This is a genomic window from Chryseobacterium sp. CG10_8, assembly GCF_058117085.1.
The window spans coordinates 1-21,465 of the sequence record NZ_JBYVEB010000055.1; the positions used below are offsets into that span (position 1 = coordinate 1).

Consider the following 21,465-nt stretch of genomic DNA (forward strand, 5'->3'; position numbering starts at 1 on the left):
AAAAATATGTCGAAAAAGGATTTTCGGTTATTGGCGCTTCTCGAGATTTGACTTCGATTGAATCCTTTGTCAAGGAAAATCAGTTGGATTCCAATATGATTGAATTGAAATATTTTGATGCAACTGATTTTGCGAGTCATCAAATTTTTTACAACTCACTTTCAGTAAATCCTTCGATAGTAGTTTATGCGGTTGGTTTTTTGGTTCAAAATCAAGAAGCTTTCAAAAATTTTGATAAGACCTTCCAAATGATGAAGGCTAATTATGTGGGAGCTGTTTCAATTCTCAATATTATTGCAAATGACCTTTCCAATAAAAGTTTGGAACGCATCATCGGACTTTCATCACTTTCAGGAGTAAGAGGAAGGAAGAGTAATTTTGTCTATGGAAGTACGAAATCTGCTTTCACCCAATATTTAGCAGGACTTCGACAAGAGCTTTCCTCACGAAATATTGAGGTCAATGTTTTGGTTATCGGTTACATCAATACCAAAATCAATGAAGGATTAGACCTCAATAAAAACTTGATTATGGAACCTGATTATGTCGCCAATTACATTGTCAATGCTGGAAATTCTTTCTCCATTGTTCCCAATTGGAAATGGAAAATCATCTATTGGATTCTAAAATTATCGCCTGAATTTTTGGTGGCGAAGTTGCCTTAAATTAATAAGAATTGTTTAGTCTTCATAGAATTGTACTCCATTCATTCCAACTGGGCAAAGTTTTCCATTTTTTATAAAATAATAGACATAAAAACTTTTGTAATGATTATCCAAAGAAGTGGCATAACTTAATTTTAGAAATTTATCGTAATTAGGTGGAATAAATTGACTTTCAAAAATATTTCTTCTCTCATTAATCTGATATAATCCAATCCTATTTTTTTGTGAAATCAACAGTATATTGCCGTATTCGGAAATTTCAATAGAGTCGTACATAATATCGGTAATCCAATCAATTTTATTGAAGTCAAACACTCCCCATTTCTTTTTTTTTCTAAATAAAACCACGTTATTTTCGTAATAATCATCACTGCCAATAATCTGTATTTCATCATATTCAGGATTAATTGGTTTAATAGATATTCCATAGTATATATCTAATCCATACTTATTTCGGTTTTTAATTACTTTAATTTTTGACGCTTCATTTATGTGGGAAGGATTAAAATAATAAATATTATTCGCCTTAATATCTATAGAACTTATTGTGATTTTTTTTGTTTCTCCAAAATTTGCAAGTTTACTGTAAATTTCATCATGATCTGATGATTGTTTTTTTTCAAAAAAATCATCAAATACTACTTTAAAGGATTTTGTGCTAAAGTTTTGGGTTGATAATGTGTATGTATCATCCTTTTTAGCAAAAAATATGTAGTCTTTGTATTCTGGTTTCTTTTTATAAGAATTTTTATAGTCAAGATAGTTTACCTCTTCATATAGCGGTTCAAAAATCCATTTTTTTAGGCTGACATTATAAAGACCATATTTGTTGTTTATTTTGATTTTGTAATTTCCATTATGAAAATTTTCGAATTTCTGAATATTATTTAAAATTGTTATTTGAGAATAATTTTTTAATTTCCAAAGGCTATCTATATCTTCTTTCACAAAGAAATTTGATTTTTTACCAACCATTATTTCGTTACAAGCCGTAATATTATAATATTGACATGGAAAGATAATTTCTCCGTCGATATTGGTATAACCAACTTTGCCTGCTTTCACAATGTAGAAATCATTATCTTCACTATGTAAAATCTCTCTTTCAATTAAATCGTATTCGACTGAAATTTTCGCATTTCCTAAAGAATCAATGACGCCTGTTTTTCCATTTTTGTAAACAAGCCATCTGAAATTGTTATAGTCTATTGAAACAGAATCGTATTCAGGATTAACAATTATTTTACCTGTTTGGTCAGCATATCCCCAAAGGTTTTCAATTCTAAATGGAACACGAAAATTTTGAGCTTGACACAATATAATGTTGAGAAACAAAAATAAGATTAAGTTTTTTTTCATCAGTTTAATGCAAAAAAGGTAGTAACTAATAAAGCGAGGAAATTTCCTCGCCCTAAATTAATATAATTATTATTCTAAAATCCTTTTGCGGTCCCTTTTTTCGATGTAATCAAAAATAGCATCTTTAGTTGTGAGCCAATTTCTTCCTTCTTTGAAGGCGTCTATTTTTCCTTGTCTCGCCAAAAGACTTACATAATCTTGACCATAAGGAACATCTGGCTCTTTCACAATATCAGAAATATTTTGATACTGATCGTAAGAATTGTTAAGAGAGCTAAGGTAGATGTCAATACTTCTTTCCAACGCTTGTAAGACCAAAAGCAAAATTTTAGAATAATCTCCATTGTTGGCTTGATTAAGAGCATCGTAATATTTCTTTCGGTCATTTTTCAAAATAATTGCTGGAGGAAAACCTTCCTTCATCAACAACAAATTGAAAATCAGTCGAACGGTTCTTCCGTTTCCATCAAAAAAAGGATGAATCCAAACAAAACGATGATGAAAAATAGCAGACTTAATAATTGGATTAATTTCAGTTGAATTTGTCCAATCAATAAGCTCCGTCATGTATTCGTCAACTTTCAGTGCATTTGGCGGAACAAAGTTTGCTCCCGAAATTCTTACACCAGAAGTTCTATATTTTCCAGCATAATCTTTTTCAATTTTTTGCAAAACCAAATGATGAACGCCCAAAATATCTGATGACTTCAAATTGTAATCCTGCACAACCAAGCCTTCTACATATTCAATTGCTTCTTGATGATTAACTGCTTCAAAATGTTCTCTCAGAGATTTTCCTTTGATGGTAAATCCTTTTTCCAAAACCATTTTGGTCTCTTGTAAAGTCAACGTATTTCCTTCGATACTGTTAGAATTGTAAGTCCATTCCAAAGTCAGACTTTCTTTAATGCTCTTCAAAGCGTAAGTCGGAATAGGGCGTAATTTATCCAATTCAGCTTTTTTCTGCTGAATTCTTTCGAGTTGTTTTTCAAGACCTTCAAAGTGATATGGATAGTTTTGCCATTTCATAATGACAAATATACAATTTATTTTCTTAATATCGGATAGTATATTTTTTGTTTTTATCTGATGTTAAAATATTGTCAGTAAAATTGAAAAACCCTTTCAGAGTTTAGAACTCTGAAAGGGTTGAATTGAAAAATCAAGATTTTAATTTATGATTTTAAATTTAATTTTAGTTCCAGTTCGTCCAATTGTTCTTCAGCGATTGGACTTGGTGCGTCAATCAATTCAAGTTTAAGGAGTTCAAAAATGAATAATTTTGCTAATTTTTCAGTATTGAATATTTTTCTAAAAAAGATAGTAAGATTTTACAATCTTCACTAGCGAATTCTTTTTTGTCAAAAACATATGTTAATGAATCATTGAATATTTTAATAAAAATGCAGTTTTCATAAAATGAATATGCGGTTTTCTTCCAAATTATTTTTGTGCTCATTATTGGATTTTGAAATTCAATATTTTCGTTGTCCAATAATATATAAGTTTCATAAATATTATTCTCTTTTAATTCAAGAATATAACTCTCAATGCTGGCATCAATTTTTTTCTTGGATTGTAAATATTGAAATAATATCAAAAAAAGGTAGATAAAGGAAAAAGTTCCCCCATATCTCAAGATGTAATTTAAGGCACTTTGTTCAAAATCCTTCAATGGAAAAAATCCTATTCCTAGGAACAGAAAAGTGATTAATAATAGTTTTCTAATCTCTTTGATTCTTTTTTTCCAAATGTATTTAAAGAATAAGCGTTGATTTTGTCTTTCAATTTGTTCACTGAAAGCAAGTGTTATAATAGTTTTCTCAATCATATTAAAAAGCGAGGAAATAAATTTCCTCGCTCTAATTTATGATTTTAAATTTAATTTTAGTTCCAGTTCGTCCAGTTGTTCATTGGCGATTGGACTTGGTGCGTCAATCATCACGTCTCGACCAGAATTGTTTTTCGGGAATGCGATGTAATCTCTGATGACTTCGTTTCCATCTAAAATAGCAACTAATCTATCAAATCCAAAAGCTAAACCTGCGTGAGGTGGAGCTCCATATTTAAAGGCATTCATCAAAAATCCGAACTGTGCTTCTGCTTCTTCTTTGCTAAAGCCTAACAAATCAAACATTTTACTCTGTAAATCTTTATCAAAAATTCTTACAGAACCACCACCGATTTCATTTCCGTTCAAGACCATATCGTAAGCATTGGCTCTTGCTTTTCCTGGATCAGTTTCTAATAAATGAACGTCTTCTGGTTTTGGTGAGGTGAATGGATGGTGCATTGCGTGATAACGTCCTGTTTCTTCGTCCCATTCTAAAAGTGGGAAGTCAACTACCCAAAGTGGAGCGAATTCATCAGGTTTTCTTAAACCTAATTGATTTCCTAATTCCATTCTAAGAGCTGAAAGTTGAGCTCTTACTTTTCCGGCATCGCCACTCATAACGAGCATTAAGTCGCCTTGTTTTGCGCCAAATTTATCGGCGATTTTCTTTAAATCCTCTTCGTTATAGAATTTGTTAACACTGGAAGTAATAACGCCATCGTTTCCAAATTTAATCCAAACCATTCCGCTTGCACCAATTTGTGGACGTTTTACCCAATCGATTAAAGCATCGATTTGTTTTCTTGTATAATCTGCACAACCTTCCACATTAATTCCGACAACCAATTCAGCGTCATCAAAAATTTTGAAATCTTTGCCTTTGGTTTCTTCATTCAGTTCTACGAATTTCATTCCGAAACGGATGTCTGGTTTGTCGTTTCCGTAGGTTTTCATCGCTTCTTCAAACGTCATTCTTGGGAATTTTCCGAATTCTTTTCCTGAAATATCTTTCAAAAGAGAAGCCGTCATTCCCTCAAAAATATTTAGAACATCTTCTTGCTCTACAAACGCCATTTCGCAATCGATTTGGGTAAATTCCGGTTGACGGTCTGCACGCAAATCCTCATCACGGAAACATTTTACAATCTGGAAATAACGGTCCATTCCGCCGACCATCAATAACTGCTTGAAGGTTTGAGGTGATTGAGGTAATGCATAAAATTGTCCCGGATTCATACGGCTTGGAACCACGAAATCTCTTGCGCCTTCTGGTGTCGACTTAATTAAAACCGGAGTTTCGACTTCAATAAAACCTTTGTCAGAGAGATAATTTCTAACTTTTTGCGCCATCTTGTGACGGAAAATCAATTTATCTTTTACTGGATTTCTCCTGATGTCGAGGTAACGGTATTTCATTCTCAATTCTTCGCCACCGTCGGTTTCGTCTTCAATCGTGAAAGGAGGCAGTTGAGATTCGTTCAATAAATTTAATTCAGAAACCAAAATCTCGATTTCCCCCGTTGGAATTTTTGGATTTTTAGAAGTTCTTTCAATCACGGTTCCTTTTACCTGAATCACAAATTCACGTCCCAATTTTTTGGCTTGTTCCATCAAATCTTTGGAAGAACGCTCTTCATCAAAAACCAACTGCGTAATTCCGTAGCGGTCTCTGAGGTCAATCCAAATCATAAATCCTTTGTCACGGCTGGTTTGTACCCATCCTGAAAGTGTTACTTCTTCATTAAGATTTTTTAGCGACAATTCGCCATTGGTATGTGTTCTGAACATTTTTTATTGAGATGTTAGATAATTAGACGTTAGACGTTAGACTTTTGAGGTCTAAATTTCAAGTTGCAAAGATAATTATTTTAAAGGAAAAACCCTGTCCGCATTTTAAATGAAGAAAGGGTTTTAATATAAAATAGTTAATATGGTTTTATTGAGTAATCCACTCCAAAGCTTTTTCTAAGACTTCGTCTTTTCCAGCTTTGATTCCTTCCACTGTTGGTTTGATTTCTACATCAGGAACTATTCCTATTCTTTGTGTTTCTTTTCCATCGGGATAATAGACACCAATTCCGCTAATCATTGTCATGATGTTCCCCGGAAGATATAGTTTGGAAACGTTACCATCTGCGCCAGCGGTTGTTGAACCAAAAACCTTAGAGTTAGGTGCAGTTCGAAATGCCATTGTTGTATATTCGGCTTGACTTTGGGTTGTTTCGTTGATAAGAATGGCGATTTTTCCTTTATAATAATTGTTTCCGCTTCCTGGTACATCAAGATTTTTAGTGAAAGTAAAAAGACCTGGGATTTCATTGGAAGTCTGAGAGAATTTTACAAATTCGGTTGGGTTGGGCTTTAAAAATCTTCCCAAACTGAAAACTACAAAATCTGAAGGGTAACATCTTAGGTCTATAACTAATCCTTTGGTGTTTTCGATTTCTTTCATTGTATCGGGAATACTTTTGGAATCAATACTTCCCAAATAGAAATAAGCAACTTTATCATTAAGCTTGTTGTAATAGTCTCCTTTTTTTCTGTTGTTATAATCAATTTCTTTTAGGGGAGCGGTTTTTAACGTAAGTGACTTGGTGTTGCCATCTCTTAAAATTTTAACATCAATGGACTTTTCTTTACTCCTTAAAAGATAATGACCTATATTTCTTAATTGTGTAGGATAATTGGAAGCAGGAGTTATATCTAAATTATCACTGACAATTTGTTTGGTTGATTTCCCATTCACTTCGAGGATGATATCGCCTTTTAAAAGTTGGGATTCTGTTTCGTTTTTAATTTTATAGAATTCTTTAACCACCGCTTCATCATCCACAAAAGTGAGTTCAACAGGTACGGTTCGGTCTCCAAAATATTCAGTTAAAATTTTGTTTCCGCCCCAAATATTAGCATGGGTATCATGAATTCTTGCGATAAGTGCCAGTGATGTAAGGGTGTATTCTGTCTCGTTTTTGGAATTGATAAATTTTGGGATGAATTCTGTTAAGACATTCTTCCAATCTTTTTCAATCAAGTTTTTGTAAGGAAAACAGTACTGAATCACATTCCAATATCGGAAAAGCGACAATAATCGGAATCCTTCGTCAGGATAAGTCATTTTTTCGTAGGCATTTTCGTTTTCGAAAATTGGGTTACCTACTTGTTTGACGAAATCAAGGTAATAATTTTTTTGTGGTCTTTTTGCTTCCTTAATTCTTAATAGGAGTTGAGTGAGATCTTTGGAATACCCAGAGTTGGTGATCCAATCTAAATCTGGACGGATTTTGATTTTGTCACTTTCGGGTTCTTTTATTTTTGTGGTTTCAAATTCGCCCAAGCCTTTAATCCAATTTGTTAGAATTTCATCTCTTTTGTTAGGACTTAGATTGTTGATTTTGGGTAAAATTCTGAAAAGTTCATAATCCCAATTGTAATTGCCTTCCGCCACCCGTGGATGATAATATTTGAGATATCCCCAAATTAACCCTAAATTCTTAAGGTTATCAACGTTTTTGGAATCGATTGCCAGATTGGAGATTTTAGAACCCGAGTCGAATTCTTTATCCATATCAACTTTCGTTAGTTTTTTTTCAAAAGCAATAGCTTTTGAAATATCTTTCCCGTCGATACTTATTTTTAAATCATCCACCCAAACTTTTCCTTTGCCAACAAGTAACGCACCGATCACTATTTGTTTGGTTTTTTCGGGATTCATAGGAAGGGTGATTTCGTATTTTTTCCAGTCGTTGTCCCCTTTAATTTCCTGATTTTGCATATTGTCAAATGCGATTTCGGGGTCAATTCGCATCCAGAGTCCTGCAAAACCATCTGCTGCTTCAGTTTTCAAATATCCAGAAAGGGTGATTTTTTTTCCATCATAATTCTTTGGTAAATTAAAACCAACGCCTGAAAATTCCTTTTCATCCGAATTGGTAATTAGCATGGATTGGCTGCCCTCTTGTTTTATTTTTTGGTCGATGGAGATATTGTTGTCCTTTTGACTAATTGCAAACCATCCAGATGGTAGATTTTTTTCAGCTTTTTCGAAACTCAGATTGAGATCTTGCCCATAAATGAATAATGAGAAAATGAAAAATAATAAAGAAAGTTGTAGCTTTTTCATTGGTGTATTTTTTTGTCAAATGTATATTGAGGCGAATCAATTGAAAAGCGTTGGAGCTCCATTTTATCATTCTTTAAGAAGTTATGAAGTATTTTAACATCTTTAAAAGTTGGTTGCTCTTAAAGGAATTAACACTTATTTGGCTGGCGATTCCAAAAGTTTTACAATCTCAGGTTGGTTATACTTTTTGGCATATTCGAGGGCAGTGCTTCCTCTTTCTGATTTTTTGTTTTTGTCGGCTCCGTTTTCTATTAATTTTTTTGCGAATTCTACATTTCCATATTTTGCAGCATACATCAGAGGAGTTTTGTCTTCGCAAATCCAGTCGAGGTCAGCTTTTTCTTCAATGAGTTTGTTGAAGAATTTTGGACGATTCAATTTTATTGAAAGAGCAAGCAAAGAATAAGAAGCTTCTTTGACTTGGAAACATTTGTTGAGATCGTCTTTGGTAACGTAAGTTGAAAACTCATCAATATTGTCATATTCCAGCATTCCTTTCATTTGGGGAGTTATTTCTTGCGAAAAGAATAGGGTGGAAGTCAGTAATCCAAAAATTAAAAGTGTTTTTTTCATTGTAGTATTTTTTAATGGGTTTGAAATTATTTTTCTGGGACATATTCCAGAATATCTCCTGGTGTACAATCTAAGGCTTTGCAAATGGCTTCCAATGTTGAAAGCTTTAATGCTTTTGCTTTTCCTGTCTTTAAGATGGAAAGGTTGGCTTGTGTAATGCCTATTTTTTCTGCTAATTCTTGCGACTGCATTTTGCGTTTGGCAAGCATGACGTCGATGTTGATAATGATAGGCATAGTTTATATGGTTAAGTCGTTTTCTTCTTGAATTTTGTATCCTTTCGCGAAAATTTCCTTTAAGAAAATTAATATCAATCCAGTGAGTATGTAAATTAGAGGAGGTGTAGTATCATACGTGTTAGGTTTTCCACTAAATCCGTTGGTAATATCTATCAGCAAAGTGATAATTCCAAAAGCCATCAAACCGAATCCTAAGAATTTTAAATCACCAATGATATCCTTTGTGAAAATTTCGTCCTTTGAAAGCTTAGATACAATTCTCATTACAAAGAATAAAATGAAGCAAATTGAAAGCAAGCCAATAAAAGCGAGCGTAATTCCTTCGGTTGTATTTTCAGTTGCTAAAACCATTTTTGTAAAAGGATATTGAAACTGGATGATTTCGGAATTGATTTGACCATTATTATTTGGTGCTCCCCAACTACTTTTAGATATGAAAGAATTGGTTATTCCTGTAAAAATGTAATAGAACATTAGACTAAATATCCATACACTTACAGTAATAAAACCGATAACATAAATAGAAAATGGAATGCGAAGCCAATATAGAAGTGAGTTTTTGCCTATAATTTTCATGACAGTGTTATTAAATGGTTAAATCATTTTCAGATTGTAGGTCATAGCCTTTTTTGAAAAATTCAATTACGAAAAGCATAAAAATTCCCAACAGAAAAATAAAAAAGGTAAAGAATGGAGTAGGTGTAAATATATTTCTTGTTATTAACATCCAAACAACCATGTAAACAGGAAAATAAGCAATATTGATAATTGCAAACCTCTTTAACCAAGAAATAGATTGTATGTTGAAGAATTTCTCTTTGCTTAGTTCTTTCAATATTTTGTACATGCTAAACAAAAGAGCCGACATGAACAATTTATTGATAAAAGTGATTAAGAAAGTTGCCAGAGAAAATATCCCAGTAAATAAATTTTGTTCCGTAAAAGGATAATAGAATTTGAATTTTAAAAGGTTATTCATTGGTTGTGTCCATTGATTTTGTGACCAACCTACGTCATTTCCTAAAATAAAGAAGTTAGAGAGTAACTGATTATCTGTTTTAAAGTTGTAATAGCAAACTGCAAAACCTATCATTTCATAAACGAAATGAAAAAAGACAATGCAAAAAAGCACAAGGAAAAAGTAACTTAAATACTTCGAAACGGAATTTTCGCCAATGAGTTTCATAATGCTTATGTTTAAATAGTTAATTCGTTTTCGGATTGCAGGTCAACACCTCTTTTGTAGATGATTCCTATTATATATATGATACCTGCGAAAACAAGAAAATTGTAATCTTCGTCTCCAATCGTTGAGGTTATAGCTATTTTGTTCTTAACGAGCTCTGCAATAATCCCCACTCCAATAGAAAATATCCCTAATATCAAAGATAAAGTTGATATTTTGGAAATCAAACGATATACTTCGACCGAGAAGGGATTCTTAAGATTGACTTTATCCAAAACTCTAATGACAGTCAATATAAGGTTAGCCTCTAATGCATAGAATATACTTGTTAGAAGAATAATAATTGGTGCTCCTTTTCCTAATTGATCCATGTTTTGGAAAATTATTTTGAATGGAATCATCGAAAAGTTGCTAAATAATACTTCACCACTTATGTAAGAGTAGATTTTCAAAAGAAAAAATACGCCATACATTATTGTGGAAATCCCCAAGCCGATGTACATTACCCAAAAAGCAATTTTAAGTAGAACAAGGATGAAATTTGACTTTTTCATAATTTTAAATATTTATATCGCAAATGTATAAATAATTATCGTAAAACGATAAAAAATTATTTAAAATTGATATAATTTAGCTTAACATATTGAAAATCAAAGATGATTTTTTTCATGGTGAAATCTATTTCAAAAAAAAATGTTTAACTTCGTGAGAATCAAAAACAAAATAATATGGGAAAAGGAGATATCAAATCTAGAAGAGGTAAAGTTACCAATGGAAGTTACGGAAAGACTCGACCTAGAAAAAGGGGAAGTTCAGCATCATTTGTTGCAAAACCTAAAGATGTAAAACCTGCATCTAAAGTGAAAGAAGTTACTTCAAATGCGGACAGAGATACGGTTAATTTCAGTGAAGATCATGAACTCAATTATCATTTGAAAAAGAATGGTCTGTCGTCTTCCAAAGACAATCGTGCAAAATTAGTTGAACTTGGAAGTGCTTTGAAGGTAGAACTTGGAAAGAAGATCTTAACTCACGAAGAAGTGGATGGTCTTATCATCAAAAATATTGGTGATTTCAAAGCTGTAGGTCAAAAATAAGAAGGGCTATCATAAAGAATGAAAAAGCAAAAAACCGAAGAATTTCTTCGGTTTTTTGTTTAATGAATTTTATTGTTAGAATTATTTTCCTCCCAAAATTCCGCCAAGAAGGTCTCCTAATCCTCCGCTTTGCTTTTGGTTTCCACCTCCACCAAGAACGCTTCCAAGGATGTCACCAAGTCCTCCACCAGAAGAAGCCTGAGAGCCTCCACCTAATACTTGACCAAGAATGTCGTTCAAAGGATTAGATTCTTGTTGTTGAACTTGTTGTTGAGCACCACCTAAAATACCACCTAATAAATCGCCAAGTCCACCTGCACCAACATTATTTTGTTGCTTTTGTTGACCGATGTATCCCATGATGATAGGTGCTAATGTTGCTAAGATAGGTCCAATTTTGCTCATAGAAATTCCGGTTTTTTCTGACAAAGAATTTTCCACTTGAGCTTTTTGTCCTCCAAAAATATGATCCAAAATAGAACCACCTTCAGCTTGTCTTGATTCAGCTTGAGAAAGGTCGTTCAAGATACTTCCGTCATGGTCCTTGTCCAAAGCGTTGTTCAAAGATTCAGCTTCTTTTGCATCCTGGGATTTATTTTTTAAATACCCTATAATCAAAGGCGCAGCTACCACAGCTAAAGCAATCATTTGACTTTTAGAAATTCCAAATTTGTTTTCTGACTGTTCTGCAGCTGGACTGTTGGAAAGCCCGGAAATTAAATCTAATAGACTCATAGTTTTTTATTTAAATTAAAAGTTAAACGCTTTCCAAATTTAACAAAAAGCATTCCGAAAATATTTTCTATTAATGATAAACTTATGTTAAAGTTTTATTTTACTGTTTTTTTATTTCTTCAATGGACCATCCTTGCGCCTGTTTCAACTTAATATAATCTTTGGCGGTGTCTTTCATCCATTCTATATTTTCTGGTGTTTCTGGGTTTTCGATGGTGATTTCTACGATTCCAACATTATTTGTTAGCCATGGGATTAGGTAGTATTTTAGTCCTCCTTTATAGGATTTGAATTCATTAAATTCTCTTCCTATTTCAGTGTTTGAGATGGTTTTGTAACTAAGTAGATAGAAGAATGGGATGAAAAAGCATGAATAAGAAACGTACTTGGTTTTGCTCCAATTCCAGTTTGCTAAGCCGTAACCAATCAACATTGCAAAAACCAAATTGAAGGGAAAGAAAAATACATAATTATCAGTGACGGCATATATGGTTCCGAATCCAAAATTTCCAACTGCGGAAAGGAATAGGATCCAAAAGAGCTTTTTATCTTTTTGGTATAATTTCCAAATTCCCCAAAATCCTAATAGGGTAAAAATATTGAAATTATATATAAGATATCCAAAGGCTTTGACAGCATCTTTCGCATATTGTAATGGTGATTTAAGAAATGAGTTACCAACCCAATTAAATCTTCCAGAAGAATATACAGCGTTGAAAGGAAGTCCTTGTAAAATGTTTAGGACAAAAAGCGATGAAAAAAACAGTGCGAAAATTATTAGGCTTTTATATTTGGTCTTGGAATCGGTATTCGCAAAATGGATTAATAATAAAAATCCAGGTAAAATAGTAATACTTAAAATATGTGCCCAAAAACTAATCCCGTAGAAGATGGAGGCTAAAATTAAATATTTGGAGTCTAAGGTATTCCAAAATTTTATAACATTTAGAAGATAAAGAGCAAGCCAAATCGCATAGAAGGTGTACACTTCTACAATTTCTGCATTTCGCCAAAAGGTAAAACTAAATCCCAGGATACATGATGTCACAATAGCCATCCAATTTTTTTTGCCCCAGTAAAGGATGATAAAGTAGAAAATTGTGATACAAAACGCAGAGGAAGTGACAACAAATATTTTACTAATTGTTTTTGCATCCAGTGAAGTGAGATGCTTAAGAAAAAGAACCGAATTAGAATATAAAAAGTGTGATAAAGGAGTGGCCACAGTTTCCCAGTCGTCAATTTCGACCGATAAGACAAAACCAATACAATCTCCAAATGTTATTTTAGTGCTACTTCCCAGCCAATAAATTACAAGAAAAAGTATGAAAATGAGAATTGCACTTATACGACTTTTCATCAAATTTTCATTTTTTAAAAATAGGTACATTGCTACAAGCTTCACCAAACATCAATGATTTCACAATTGGTTTTAGCTGTTCCACCAATTCGATGTAAGCATTTTCTGGGATTTCTTTGTCGGTGCATCCTTTGACCAAGACTCTTTTTCCAATCATTTCTGTAAAATCGTGAGTCTGTATGGCATTATGCATCAATAGAACTTCCAAATCTTCGTGATTACCGAAAATAATTTTTTTGGTTACATCCGTCAATTTTGCGGTAATCAGGAAATATGCCCAAAGTGGAACAATCGCATCTGCCGAATTGTAAATGTAGACATAACAATCTTTATACTCAGCTACATTGATCGCTTCTGCTTTTTCCCGAAAGTCTTTTTCTTTCAGAATCATACCTTCCCAAAGAAAATCTTTGAGGTCAATACCTTTTCGCTCCCCTTTTGGGACCAATGTTGAAAGGTCAAAATTAATGAGGCCACTTTCAGCAACACGGTTTTTTATTTCGAATTCTTCGGACATTTTTTATTATTATCTTTACACAAAATTAAGTTAAATAATTGGTTTGTTAGATTTCAATATCTCAAATCAAACATCTGAAATCTAATATCTAACATCTAAAACATTGAAATACTATATCATTGCAGGAGAAGCGTCAGGTGATTTACATGGAAGTAATCTCATCAAAGCGTTGAAAGTTGAAGACCCTCAAGCGGAATTTCGTTTTTGGGGAGGTGACCTTATGGAGGCAGCTTCTGGAGAGAAACCAGTGAAGCATTACAAGGACCTTGCTTTTATGGGTTTTTTAGAGGTTGCTAAAAATCTGAAAACAATTCTCAACAACATAAAATTCTGCAAACAAGATATTCAGAAACACCGTCCAGATGTTTTAATTCTAATTGATTACCCTGGTTTTAATTTAAGGGTCGCAGAATTTGCAAAGAAATTAGGAATTAAAGTAGTCTATTATATTTCCCCGCAGCTTTGGGCATGGAAGGAAGGAAGGGTAGAGACGGTTAAAAAATACGTTGACGAAATGTTGGTGATTCTTCCTTTTGAAAAGGATTTTTATAAAAAGCACCAAGTTGATGCACATTTTGTTGGTCATCCTTTATTAGATGCGATTTCGGGACTTCCAGAAATTCATCCTGAGCAATTTAGGAAGGATTATGGGCTTAATGAGAAAGAAATTATCGCACTTTTGCCGGGTTCTCGAAAACAAGAGGTTGAAAAAATGTTGCAAATGATGCTTTCCGTAAGGTCACGTTTTCCAGATTATCAGTTTGTAATAGCAGGAGCTCCAAGTTTGCCGAAGGAGTTTTATGAAAAATTTGTAGATGATGATGTTCATTTTGTTTCCAATAAAACCTATGACTTATTGAGGTGTTCCAAAGCAGCGTTGGTGACTTCAGGAACAGCAACTTTAGAAACAGCATTGTTGAATATTCCAGAAGTAGTCTGTTATCGTGGAAGCTGGGTTTCCTATGAAATTGGGAAAAGATTGATTAAAAATATCAAATACATTTCACTTGTTAACCTAATCATGGACAAGGAAGTTGTCACCGAATTGATTCAAAACGAACTTACCTCCGAGAATTTAGTCAGAGAACTGCAATTGGTTCTTGGTGAAAATCGGCAAAGCATTCTTCATAATTACCAACTTCTTCGTGAGAAACTGGGTGGGAAAGGAGCAAGCCAGAATGCAGCTGAGATTATTGTAAAAGGGTGATTTTCCTAATAATATTTTAATTTATTATCTTTATTTTTATGTAGATAAAGGTAAAGATTGAATAAGCAACCACTTTTAATTCTTTGTTTAGGTTTTATTCTTGGAATTGTTTTTCAGGATTATTTTGTGTTGCCCATCAGTTGGATTCTTGGATTACTTGGGTTTTCATTGCTTTCTTTTCTTGTCTTTTTTCGACGAATTCGATTAGGAATCAAAGGTAGACACGTAAGCCTTATCATTTTCTTTGTTATGATGGGAGCGTTGCTTCATCATTTTCATCAGTATACACCTCCAAAAATTGAGCTTTGTACTAAGGAAACAGTGATCTTTCAATTAGAGAAGAAACTAAATTCTAATGCAAAGAATAAAAGGTATGAGGTGACGGTTCAAAATTCTCATCAAAATTTTAACGTTGTTCTTTCAATTCCTCATGAGTTCCCTGAATTAGATTTTTTACATTATTATAAAGCTGAGGTCTTTGTTTATAAAGTACAAAATGATGCAAGTAATTTTCGTTTTGACTACTATCGATACCTTGCAAGAAAGGATATTTTCTATCAGATGTTTTTCTCCAAAAATCTTGAGAAATTGCCGAAAAGGGATGTTTCCTTCTATAATCAAATCAAACAAGCTCGGCTAAATGTCTTGAAAAATATTGAACATTCTTCTCTTAATAGGGATTCTCAAAACTTTGTAAAGGCAATTATTTTAGCTGACCGGACGGAAATGGACGGTGATACCGTTAAAGATTTTCAAAGAAGTGGTGTTGTACATTTGTTGGCGATTTCCGGTGGGCATGTGGTGATTATTTTCGGAATGTTCTTTTGGTTTTTTCGGTTGCTTTTTCCTTGGAAAAGAAAGTTTAGTATTGCGATGGCTTTACTTTCAATATGGATATTTACTGTTTTTATAGGGTTTGGAAATTCTGTTGTGAGGGCAAGTATTATGTTGACGGTTTATTATATTTTTCAAATTCTGAACCGTAAGCCCGACTTACTCCATTCTCTATCTTTGGCAGCTTTGATTATTCTTTGCTGGGATACTCAACAATTGTTCGATGTGGGATTTCAACTTAGTTTTTCTGCCGTTTTTGGAATTTTTTGGTTGAATTCTCCAATTCAGTCCTTTTGGAAAAAAGACAAAATGGGAAAAATGAAGAAGTTGTTTCTTGATGTATTTTCGATGACACTCGCAGCTCAGTTAGGTACATTGCCGTTAGTCCTTTTTTACTTTCATCAGTTTTCTGTGGTTTCCTTGGTTTCGAATCTCGTGATTATACCTATTGCTGAGATTTTGATCATTATTTCTTTGTTGGTTACTTTTGTTAATGCCCTTTCATTCAATTGGGATTTGTTGTTCAGATTTTATGATTTCGTTATTTCGCAATTCTTAAAGTTAGTGCATGTGTTTTCGGAGGTTGATTTTGCTATTGTGCAAAAAATCCCTTTTGATTTTCTTGAACTAATCATGCTTTGTGTAGTGATTTTTAGAATGAGATCGCTTTTAGTCAATTTTAGTGTAAGAAAACTCGTCATGTTTTCGTACTTGATTTTGGCTTTTATTTCGCTTCGAATATTTTTGGGATACTATCATCGAAATCAATCTGAGGTCCTCGGTCATCGGTTTTTTAATCATCAGGTGCTTTCTGTGAAGAATGGGGATAAAGTTTATTTCTACATTCCAAAAGAGGTGGATAAAGAGCGGCTTCAAAATTTTATTATTAACCCATATCTAACCTATCGGCGAACGGATAATGTTGAAATCGTGGTAATTCCAGAGAAAGTAGCCGTATTAATTGTTTCTGGAAATCGCTATGAAATCAAGTGAGGTCCTTATTTAGAAGTATTATAAACTATGTATTAGTGACAATTCTCACTAGCCTCAAAGATGCATTTTTTTTAACTTTGTGGAAATTCAAATTTAAACTTTTATGGCAGGTTTGACGAGTTCTACAATAGGTAGAAAGTATGCAATGGCATTGTCTGCAATGTTCTTGCTCGTTTTCTTGGTAATTCATTTAGCAATTAATCTTACTTCCGTTTTCAGCGAGAATGTTTTCAACGAAGCGTCGCATTTCATGGGTCATGCATGGTACATCCAATTTTTGATGCAACCAGTATTGGCTTTTGCGGTAATTTTCCATTTTGTAATGGGATTCGTTTTGGAAATGAAAAACAATCAAGCGAGACCAGTGAAGTATGCGGTTAATGGAGCGTCAGCTAATTCTACATGGATGTCAAGAAACATGATTATCTCTGGAGCAGTGGTTTTAGCATTTTTGTTATTACACTTTGCTGACTTCTGGATTCCTACACTTAATAGGAATTATTTTGGTGGAGAAGCGATTTCTTCTGATTACGCTGAATTGCAGGCGAAATTTTCTGTGTGGTGGCGAGTGGCCATCTATGTTTTAGCCTTTGTTTTATTGGGCTTACATTTAGCACATGGTTTCCAATCTTCTTTTCAATCGGTTGGAGCAAGACATCCAAAGTATCTTAAGACTGTACAAAGTCTTGGAACTTGGTATTCGATTTTAATTCCTTTAGGATTTATTGCAGTGGCTCTTTTTCATTTTGTAAGTGCTTAGTGAGTTATAGTCGCGTTTTAATAAATTAAATTAATTTTTCTAAAAATCTCAATATGAGCAAATTAGATTCTAAAATCCCTGCAGGTCCGCTAAAGGACAAGTGGAGTAATCATAAAGACCACATGAACCTTGTTGCGCCAAACAACCGTGACAAGATTGATATTATCGTTGTAGGTACAGGTTTAGCAGGAGGTTCTGCTGCTGCAACTTTAGCTGAACAAGGTTATAATGTGAAGGCGTTTTGTTATCAAGATTCGCCTAGAAGAGCGCACTCAATTGCTGCGCAAGGTGGTATTAATGCTGCTAAAAATTATCAAAACGATGGTGATTCCATCTACAGACTTTTCTACGACACTATTAAAGGTGGAGACTATAGAGCAAGAGAAGCTAACGTATATCGTTTAGCAGAAGTATCTGGAAACATTATTGACCAATGTGTTTCGCAAGGTGTTCCTTTTGGTAGAGAATACGGTGGTCAATTAGACAATCGTTCTTTTGGAGGAACCCAGGTAAAAAGAACATTTTATGCAAAAGGTCAAACTGGACAACAGTTGCTTTTGGGAGCTTATTCTGCAATGAGTCGTCAAATTGGTAAAGGACGTATCAAAATGTACAACCGTCACGAAATGATGGACTTGGTAATTGTAGACGGAAAAGCAAGAGGTATCATCACTAGAAATTTGGTAACTGGTGAAATTGAAAGGCATTCAGCACACGCTGTAGTTATTGCTTCTGGAGGTTACGGAAATGTTTATTTCTTATCTACGAATGCAATGGGAAGTAACGTTTCAGCATCGTGGAAAATCCATAAAAAAGGAGCTTATTTTGCAAACCCTTGTTATGTGCAGATTCACCCAACTTGTATTCCTGTTCATGGAACACAACAGTCTAAATTGACTTTGATGTCCGAATCTTTAAGAAATTCAGGTAGAATTTGGGTTCCTAAAAATATTGAAGACGCTGTTGCAATTCGCGAAGGAAAATTAAAACCTGAAAATATTGCAGAAGAAAATCGTGACTATTACTTGGAAAGAAGATATCCTGCATTTGGTAACTTAGTTCCACGTGACGTTGCATCAAGAGCTGCTAAAGAAAGATGTGATGCTGGTTACGGAATCGAAAATAACGACACTAAAGAGGGAGTTTACCTAGATTTCTCGACTGAAATCATGAAAAAAGGTAGAGAATCTGCTTTAGAGAAAAATATTCATAACCCGTCTCAACAGCAGATCTATGATTTAGGAAAAGCTTGGGTTGAGGAAAAATATGGAAACCTTTTTGTGATGTACGAAAAAATCACAGCTGATAATCCGTATGTAACTCCTATGAAGATTTACCCTGCGGTTCACTATACAATGGGTGGAGTTTGGGTAGATTATAACTTACAATCTACTATTCCTGGATGTTTCGTTATTGGAGAAGCTAATTTCTCTGACCACGGTGCAAACAGATTAGGAGCTTCTGCTTTGATGCAAGGTTTAGCGGATGGTTATTTTGTACTTCCTTATACGATCGCAGATTATCTTTCTGCGGATATTAGAACAGGAGCAATTCCAACTGACTCTAGTGCATTTGCTGAAGCTGAAAAAGAGATTAATGATAAAGTTGATTTCTTCCTCAATAATAATGGAACGCATTCAGTAGACCACTTCCATAAAAAATTGGGACACATTATGTGGAACAAAGTTGGAATGGGTAGAACACCTGAAGGTTTGAAAGAAGCAATCGTTGAGATTGAAGAAGTAAGAAAAGAGTTCTGGAAGAATGTAAAAGTTCCTGGAGACAACAACGGGATGAATACCGAACTTGAAAAAGCCTTTAGAGTTGCTGACTTTTTGGAACTAGGACAACTGATGGCAAAAGACGCTCTTGCCAGAGAAGAATCTTGTGGAGGTCATTTCCGTTGGGATCATGCAACACCAGAAGGTGAAGCAGAGCGTGATGACATCAACTTCAAATATGTTGCAGCTTGGCAATATAATGGAGCGGATATCAATGCAGAAATTCTTCATAAAGAAGAATTAGTGTATGAAAACATTGAAGTGAAAACAAGGTCATATAAATAATCTCCAAAAACAGTAAGTATTATGAGTGCAAAAAAAGGACTTCATCTGACTCTGAAAATTTGGAGACAGAAAAACAATAAATCAAAAGGGTTATTTGAAATTTACAAGATTTCTGATGTTTCCCCAGATTCCTCTTTCCTTGAGATGTTAGACATGTTGAATGAGAATTTGGTTAACGAAGGAAAAGAACCAGTTGCTTTTGATCATGACTGTCGTGAAGGTATTTGCGGAATGTGTTCTTTATATATTAACGGTAGAGCCCACGGGCCAGATACAGGAATCACAACTTGTCAGCTTCACATGCGTCATTTTAAAGATGGCGAGACCATTACCATCGAACCTTGGAGAAGTGCTGCTTTTCCAGTAATCAAAGATTTGGTTGTAGACAGAAGTGCGTTTGACAAGATTATGGCAGCAGGAGGATTTATATCTGTAAATACTTCCGGGAAGACAACTGACGCTAATTCTATTCTTATTCCAAAAGAAGATGCTGATAAAGCGATGGACGCGGCAGCATGTATTGGTTGTGGTGCTTGTGTTGCGACATGTAAGAATGGTAGTGCAATGCTATTTGTTGGAGCCAAAGTTTCTCAATATGCATTATTACCACAGGGTAGAGTAGAAGCAAGTAGAAGAGTTCTTAATATGGTGAAAGCCATGGACGAAGAAGGATTCGGAAACTGTTCCAATACCGGAGCTTGCGAAGTAGAATGTCCAAAAGGAATTTCTCTAGAGAATATAGCAAGACTAAACAGAGAGTTTATCAAAGCAACTTTAGATTAAATAATATATGTTGAAGATATTTGATGAAACCATTTTGGTGACGTATCAAATATCTTCATTATATTTGTTAAAATATATAAATCAAAATGAACATACCAGCAGAACTTAAGTACACTAAAGATCACGAATGGATCAAGATTGAAGGTAATACAGCAACAATAGGGATTACTGATTTTGCACAAGGCGAATTAGGAGATATTGTTTTTGTTGATGTAGATACTGTTGATGAAGATCTTAATTCAGGAGATGTTTTCGGTAGTGTTGAAGCCGTTAAAACTGTATCCGATCTTTTTTTACCTCTTTCAGGGAAAGTTGTTGAGTTTAATGAAGCATTAGAAGATGCACCTGAACTTTTGAACTCTGACCCTTATGGAGCAGGTTGGATCATTAAAATACAAATTGATGAAGCTGTAGATCAAAGCGAATTGCTTTCTGCAGAAGAATATCAAGCTTCACTTGGATAAGCTATCCAAAATAATTAGTAAGATTTTGCCCATTTATTGGGCATTTCTTACTTATATGCTTTTACGCCCAGGGCAAGAGAACAAAGAGTACTGGTTTATGTTCTCAGGAGTTGACAAATTTCTTCATGTGTCAATATTTGCAGCATTAGGGCTTTTCTTTATGTTGTCCTTTCGGAAAACAACTTTCATAGTATTTATACAGATCATGCTTATCTACGCATTCCTAACTGAGATTCTTCAGGAAGAAATGAAGTTTGGGCGATCTATGGAGAATCTTGATATTCTAGCTGACACTATAGGAGTACTAATTGGATACTTCCTCTCGAAAAAAATCGAGAGTTTTCTTAATACATCTATATAATATATATACGTATATATATAGTATATGATCGCAATCTCTTACTACGAGGCAGTTTTATTATCTATAATGATCATGTGGATAACTGTACGCTGCCAGTTAAGTGATTGGTAATCAAATTTATATAATATTAGTTTTGCACAAATTCAAAATTATGTTAAATTAGATTTGTAAGATTGAAATACTTTGCTCTATATTTGCACTCCCAAACAATGGGAAGCGAAGGCGATTAATTAGGAAATAGGCGGCAAAAAAGATTTAAAAAAAAAGTCAAAAAAAAGTTTGCAGGTTTAAAAAATAGTTATACCTTTGCGC

Annotated in this window: 21 protein-coding genes; 9 read left to right on the forward strand and 12 right to left on the reverse strand. The window is 33.9% G+C overall.

Going from position 1 to position 21,465, the window contains the following annotated elements; all coding sequences use genetic code 11:
* On the forward strand, window positions 1-665 hold a 665-nt coding region (locus AC4AGG_RS09910), incomplete at its 5' end, for an SDR family NAD(P)-dependent oxidoreductase (RefSeq protein ID WP_489771835.1).
* A gap of 15 nt (window positions 666-680) precedes the next feature.
* On the opposite strand, the gene AC4AGG_RS09915 is transcribed toward AC4AGG_RS09910, so the two are convergent.
* From AC4AGG_RS09915 to AC4AGG_RS09955, 9 genes are all read right to left on the reverse strand, one after another.
* The gene (locus tag AC4AGG_RS09915; RefSeq protein ID WP_489771836.1) at window positions 681-2,024 is read right to left on the reverse strand and encodes a WG repeat-containing protein; all 1,344 of its coding nucleotides are present in this window, start codon (window positions 2,022-2,024) and stop codon (window positions 681-683) included.
* A gap of 69 nt (window positions 2,025-2,093) precedes the next feature.
* Window positions 2,094-3,053, reverse strand: a complete 960-nt coding sequence (locus AC4AGG_RS09920) for a Fic family protein (protein ID WP_489771837.1) — start codon at window positions 3,051-3,053, stop codon at window positions 2,094-2,096.
* A gap of 838 nt (window positions 3,054-3,891) precedes the next feature.
* Window positions 3,892-5,646 (reverse strand): aspartate--tRNA ligase, encoded by a 1,755-nt coding sequence (gene aspS / locus AC4AGG_RS09925; RefSeq protein ID WP_489771838.1) that lies wholly within the window; start codon window positions 5,644-5,646, stop codon window positions 3,892-3,894.
* Between the two features lie 148 nt (window positions 5,647-5,794).
* Window positions 5,795-7,978 carry a S41 family peptidase gene (locus AC4AGG_RS09930; RefSeq protein WP_489771839.1) on the reverse strand — a complete coding sequence of 728 codons (2,184 nt, stop codon included), beginning with the start codon at window positions 7,976-7,978 and terminating at the stop codon, window positions 5,795-5,797.
* A 135-nt stretch (window positions 7,979-8,113) separates the two neighbouring features.
* Window positions 8,114-8,551: an ankyrin repeat domain-containing protein gene (locus AC4AGG_RS09935; RefSeq protein WP_489771840.1), complete on the reverse strand. Its 438-nt coding sequence runs from the start codon at window positions 8,549-8,551 to the stop codon at window positions 8,114-8,116.
* A 26-nt stretch (window positions 8,552-8,577) separates the two neighbouring features.
* Window positions 8,578-8,787 carry a helix-turn-helix domain-containing protein gene (locus tag AC4AGG_RS09940; protein WP_489771841.1) on the reverse strand — a complete coding sequence of 70 codons (210 nt, stop codon included), beginning with the start codon at window positions 8,785-8,787 and terminating at the stop codon, window positions 8,578-8,580.
* Between the two features lie 3 nt (window positions 8,788-8,790).
* Window positions 8,791-9,366 (reverse strand): DUF2975 domain-containing protein, encoded by a 576-nt coding sequence (locus tag AC4AGG_RS09945; protein WP_489771842.1) that lies wholly within the window; start codon window positions 9,364-9,366, stop codon window positions 8,791-8,793.
* Between the two features lie 10 nt (window positions 9,367-9,376).
* Window positions 9,377-9,976 carry a DUF2975 domain-containing protein gene (locus AC4AGG_RS09950; RefSeq protein ID WP_489771843.1) on the reverse strand — a complete coding sequence of 200 codons (600 nt, stop codon included), beginning with the start codon at window positions 9,974-9,976 and terminating at the stop codon, window positions 9,377-9,379.
* Window positions 9,977-9,987: 11 nt separating this feature from the next.
* Window positions 9,988-10,530, reverse strand: coding sequence for a hypothetical protein (locus AC4AGG_RS09955; protein WP_489771844.1), 543 nt, complete (start codon window positions 10,528-10,530; stop codon window positions 9,988-9,990).
* A 174-nt stretch (window positions 10,531-10,704) separates the two neighbouring features.
* On the opposite strand from AC4AGG_RS09955, the gene AC4AGG_RS09960 reads away from it, so the two are divergent.
* On the forward strand, window positions 10,705-11,073 hold the full coding sequence (locus AC4AGG_RS09960) for a 30S ribosomal protein THX (RefSeq protein ID WP_489771845.1): 369 nt from the start codon (window positions 10,705-10,707) through the stop codon (window positions 11,071-11,073).
* An 81-nt stretch (window positions 11,074-11,154) separates the two neighbouring features.
* Here the strand turns inward: AC4AGG_RS09960 and AC4AGG_RS09965 are convergent, their stop codons facing one another.
* From AC4AGG_RS09965 to AC4AGG_RS09975, 3 genes are all read right to left on the reverse strand, one after another.
* Window positions 11,155-11,808 carry a DUF937 domain-containing protein gene (locus AC4AGG_RS09965; RefSeq protein WP_489771846.1) on the reverse strand — a complete coding sequence of 218 codons (654 nt, stop codon included), beginning with the start codon at window positions 11,806-11,808 and terminating at the stop codon, window positions 11,155-11,157.
* A 100-nt stretch (window positions 11,809-11,908) separates the two neighbouring features.
* The gene (locus AC4AGG_RS09970; protein WP_489771847.1) at window positions 11,909-13,168 is read right to left on the reverse strand and encodes a protein O-mannosyl-transferase family; all 1,260 of its coding nucleotides are present in this window, start codon (window positions 13,166-13,168) and stop codon (window positions 11,909-11,911) included.
* 7 nt (window positions 13,169-13,175) lie between these two features.
* A complete protein-coding gene (locus AC4AGG_RS09975) occupies window positions 13,176-13,685 on the reverse strand; it encodes a DUF2480 family protein (protein WP_489771848.1) in 510 nt (169 codons plus the stop codon).
* A 103-nt stretch (window positions 13,686-13,788) separates the two neighbouring features.
* On the opposite strand from AC4AGG_RS09975, the gene lpxB reads away from it, so the two are divergent.
* From lpxB to AC4AGG_RS10010, 7 genes are all read left to right on the forward strand, one after another.
* Window positions 13,789-14,892 (forward strand): lipid-A-disaccharide synthase, encoded by a 1,104-nt coding sequence (gene lpxB / locus AC4AGG_RS09980; protein WP_489771849.1) that lies wholly within the window; start codon window positions 13,789-13,791, stop codon window positions 14,890-14,892.
* 57 nt (window positions 14,893-14,949) lie between these two features.
* Window positions 14,950-16,719: a ComEC/Rec2 family competence protein gene (locus tag AC4AGG_RS09985; protein ID WP_489771850.1), complete on the forward strand. Its 1,770-nt coding sequence runs from the start codon at window positions 14,950-14,952 to the stop codon at window positions 16,717-16,719.
* A gap of 103 nt (window positions 16,720-16,822) precedes the next feature.
* Complete coding sequence (locus AC4AGG_RS09990) at window positions 16,823-17,479, forward strand: succinate dehydrogenase cytochrome b subunit (RefSeq protein WP_489771851.1); 657 nt, start codon at window positions 16,823-16,825, stop codon at window positions 17,477-17,479.
* A gap of 53 nt (window positions 17,480-17,532) precedes the next feature.
* On the forward strand, window positions 17,533-19,545 hold the full coding sequence (locus tag AC4AGG_RS09995; RefSeq protein WP_489771852.1) for a fumarate reductase/succinate dehydrogenase flavoprotein subunit: 2,013 nt from the start codon (window positions 17,533-17,535) through the stop codon (window positions 19,543-19,545).
* Between the two features lie 21 nt (window positions 19,546-19,566).
* Entirely contained in the window at window positions 19,567-20,328 is a 762-nt protein-coding gene (locus AC4AGG_RS10000) for a succinate dehydrogenase/fumarate reductase iron-sulfur subunit (protein ID WP_489771853.1), read from the forward strand.
* 86 nt (window positions 20,329-20,414) lie between these two features.
* Window positions 20,415-20,792 carry a glycine cleavage system protein GcvH gene (gcvH, locus tag AC4AGG_RS10005; protein ID WP_489771854.1) on the forward strand — a complete coding sequence of 126 codons (378 nt, stop codon included), beginning with the start codon at window positions 20,415-20,417 and terminating at the stop codon, window positions 20,790-20,792.
* A 25-nt stretch (window positions 20,793-20,817) separates the two neighbouring features.
* Window positions 20,818-21,153 (forward strand): VanZ family protein, encoded by a 336-nt coding sequence (locus AC4AGG_RS10010; RefSeq protein ID WP_489771855.1) that lies wholly within the window; start codon window positions 20,818-20,820, stop codon window positions 21,151-21,153.
* Window positions 21,154-21,465: the final 312 nt, after the last annotated feature.

Excerpts from the sequence above, each read along its gene's own strand:
- AC4AGG_RS09915 (WP_489771836.1), bottom strand. The coding sequence starts at position 2,024 with ATGAAAAAAAACTTAATCTTATTTTTGTTTCTCAACATTATATTGTGT.
- AC4AGG_RS09920 (WP_489771837.1), bottom strand. The coding sequence starts at position 3,053 with ATGAAATGGCAAAACTATCCATATCACTTTGAAGGTCTTGAAAAACAA.
- aspS (WP_489771838.1), bottom strand. The coding sequence starts at position 5,646 with ATGTTCAGAACACATACCAATGGCGAATTGTCGCTAAAAAATCTTAAT.
- AC4AGG_RS09930 (WP_489771839.1), bottom strand. The coding sequence starts at position 7,978 with ATGAAAAAGCTACAACTTTCTTTATTATTTTTCATTTTCTCATTATTC.
- AC4AGG_RS09935 (WP_489771840.1), bottom strand. The coding sequence starts at position 8,551 with ATGAAAAAAACACTTTTAATTTTTGGATTACTGACTTCCACCCTATTC.
- AC4AGG_RS09940 (WP_489771841.1), bottom strand. The coding sequence starts at position 8,787 with ATGCCTATCATTATCAACATCGACGTCATGCTTGCCAAACGCAAAATG.
- AC4AGG_RS09945 (WP_489771842.1), bottom strand. The coding sequence starts at position 9,366 with ATGAAAATTATAGGCAAAAACTCACTTCTATATTGGCTTCGCATTCCA.
- AC4AGG_RS09950 (WP_489771843.1), bottom strand. The coding sequence starts at position 9,976 with ATGAAACTCATTGGCGAAAATTCCGTTTCGAAGTATTTAAGTTACTTT.
- AC4AGG_RS09955 (WP_489771844.1), bottom strand. The coding sequence starts at position 10,530 with ATGAAAAAGTCAAATTTCATCCTTGTTCTACTTAAAATTGCTTTTTGG.
- AC4AGG_RS09960 (WP_489771845.1), top strand. The coding sequence starts at position 10,705 with ATGGGAAAAGGAGATATCAAATCTAGAAGAGGTAAAGTTACCAATGGA.
- AC4AGG_RS09965 (WP_489771846.1), bottom strand. The coding sequence starts at position 11,808 with ATGAGTCTATTAGATTTAATTTCCGGGCTTTCCAACAGTCCAGCTGCA.
- AC4AGG_RS09970 (WP_489771847.1), bottom strand. The coding sequence starts at position 13,168 with ATGAAAAGTCGTATAAGTGCAATTCTCATTTTCATACTTTTTCTTGTA.
- AC4AGG_RS09975 (WP_489771848.1), bottom strand. The coding sequence starts at position 13,685 with ATGTCCGAAGAATTCGAAATAAAAAACCGTGTTGCTGAAAGTGGCCTC.
- AC4AGG_RS09990 (WP_489771851.1), top strand. The coding sequence starts at position 16,823 with ATGGCAGGTTTGACGAGTTCTACAATAGGTAGAAAGTATGCAATGGCA.
- AC4AGG_RS09995 (WP_489771852.1), top strand. The coding sequence starts at position 17,533 with ATGAGCAAATTAGATTCTAAAATCCCTGCAGGTCCGCTAAAGGACAAG.
- AC4AGG_RS10000 (WP_489771853.1), top strand. The coding sequence starts at position 19,567 with ATGAGTGCAAAAAAAGGACTTCATCTGACTCTGAAAATTTGGAGACAG.
- gcvH (WP_489771854.1), top strand. The coding sequence starts at position 20,415 with ATGAACATACCAGCAGAACTTAAGTACACTAAAGATCACGAATGGATC.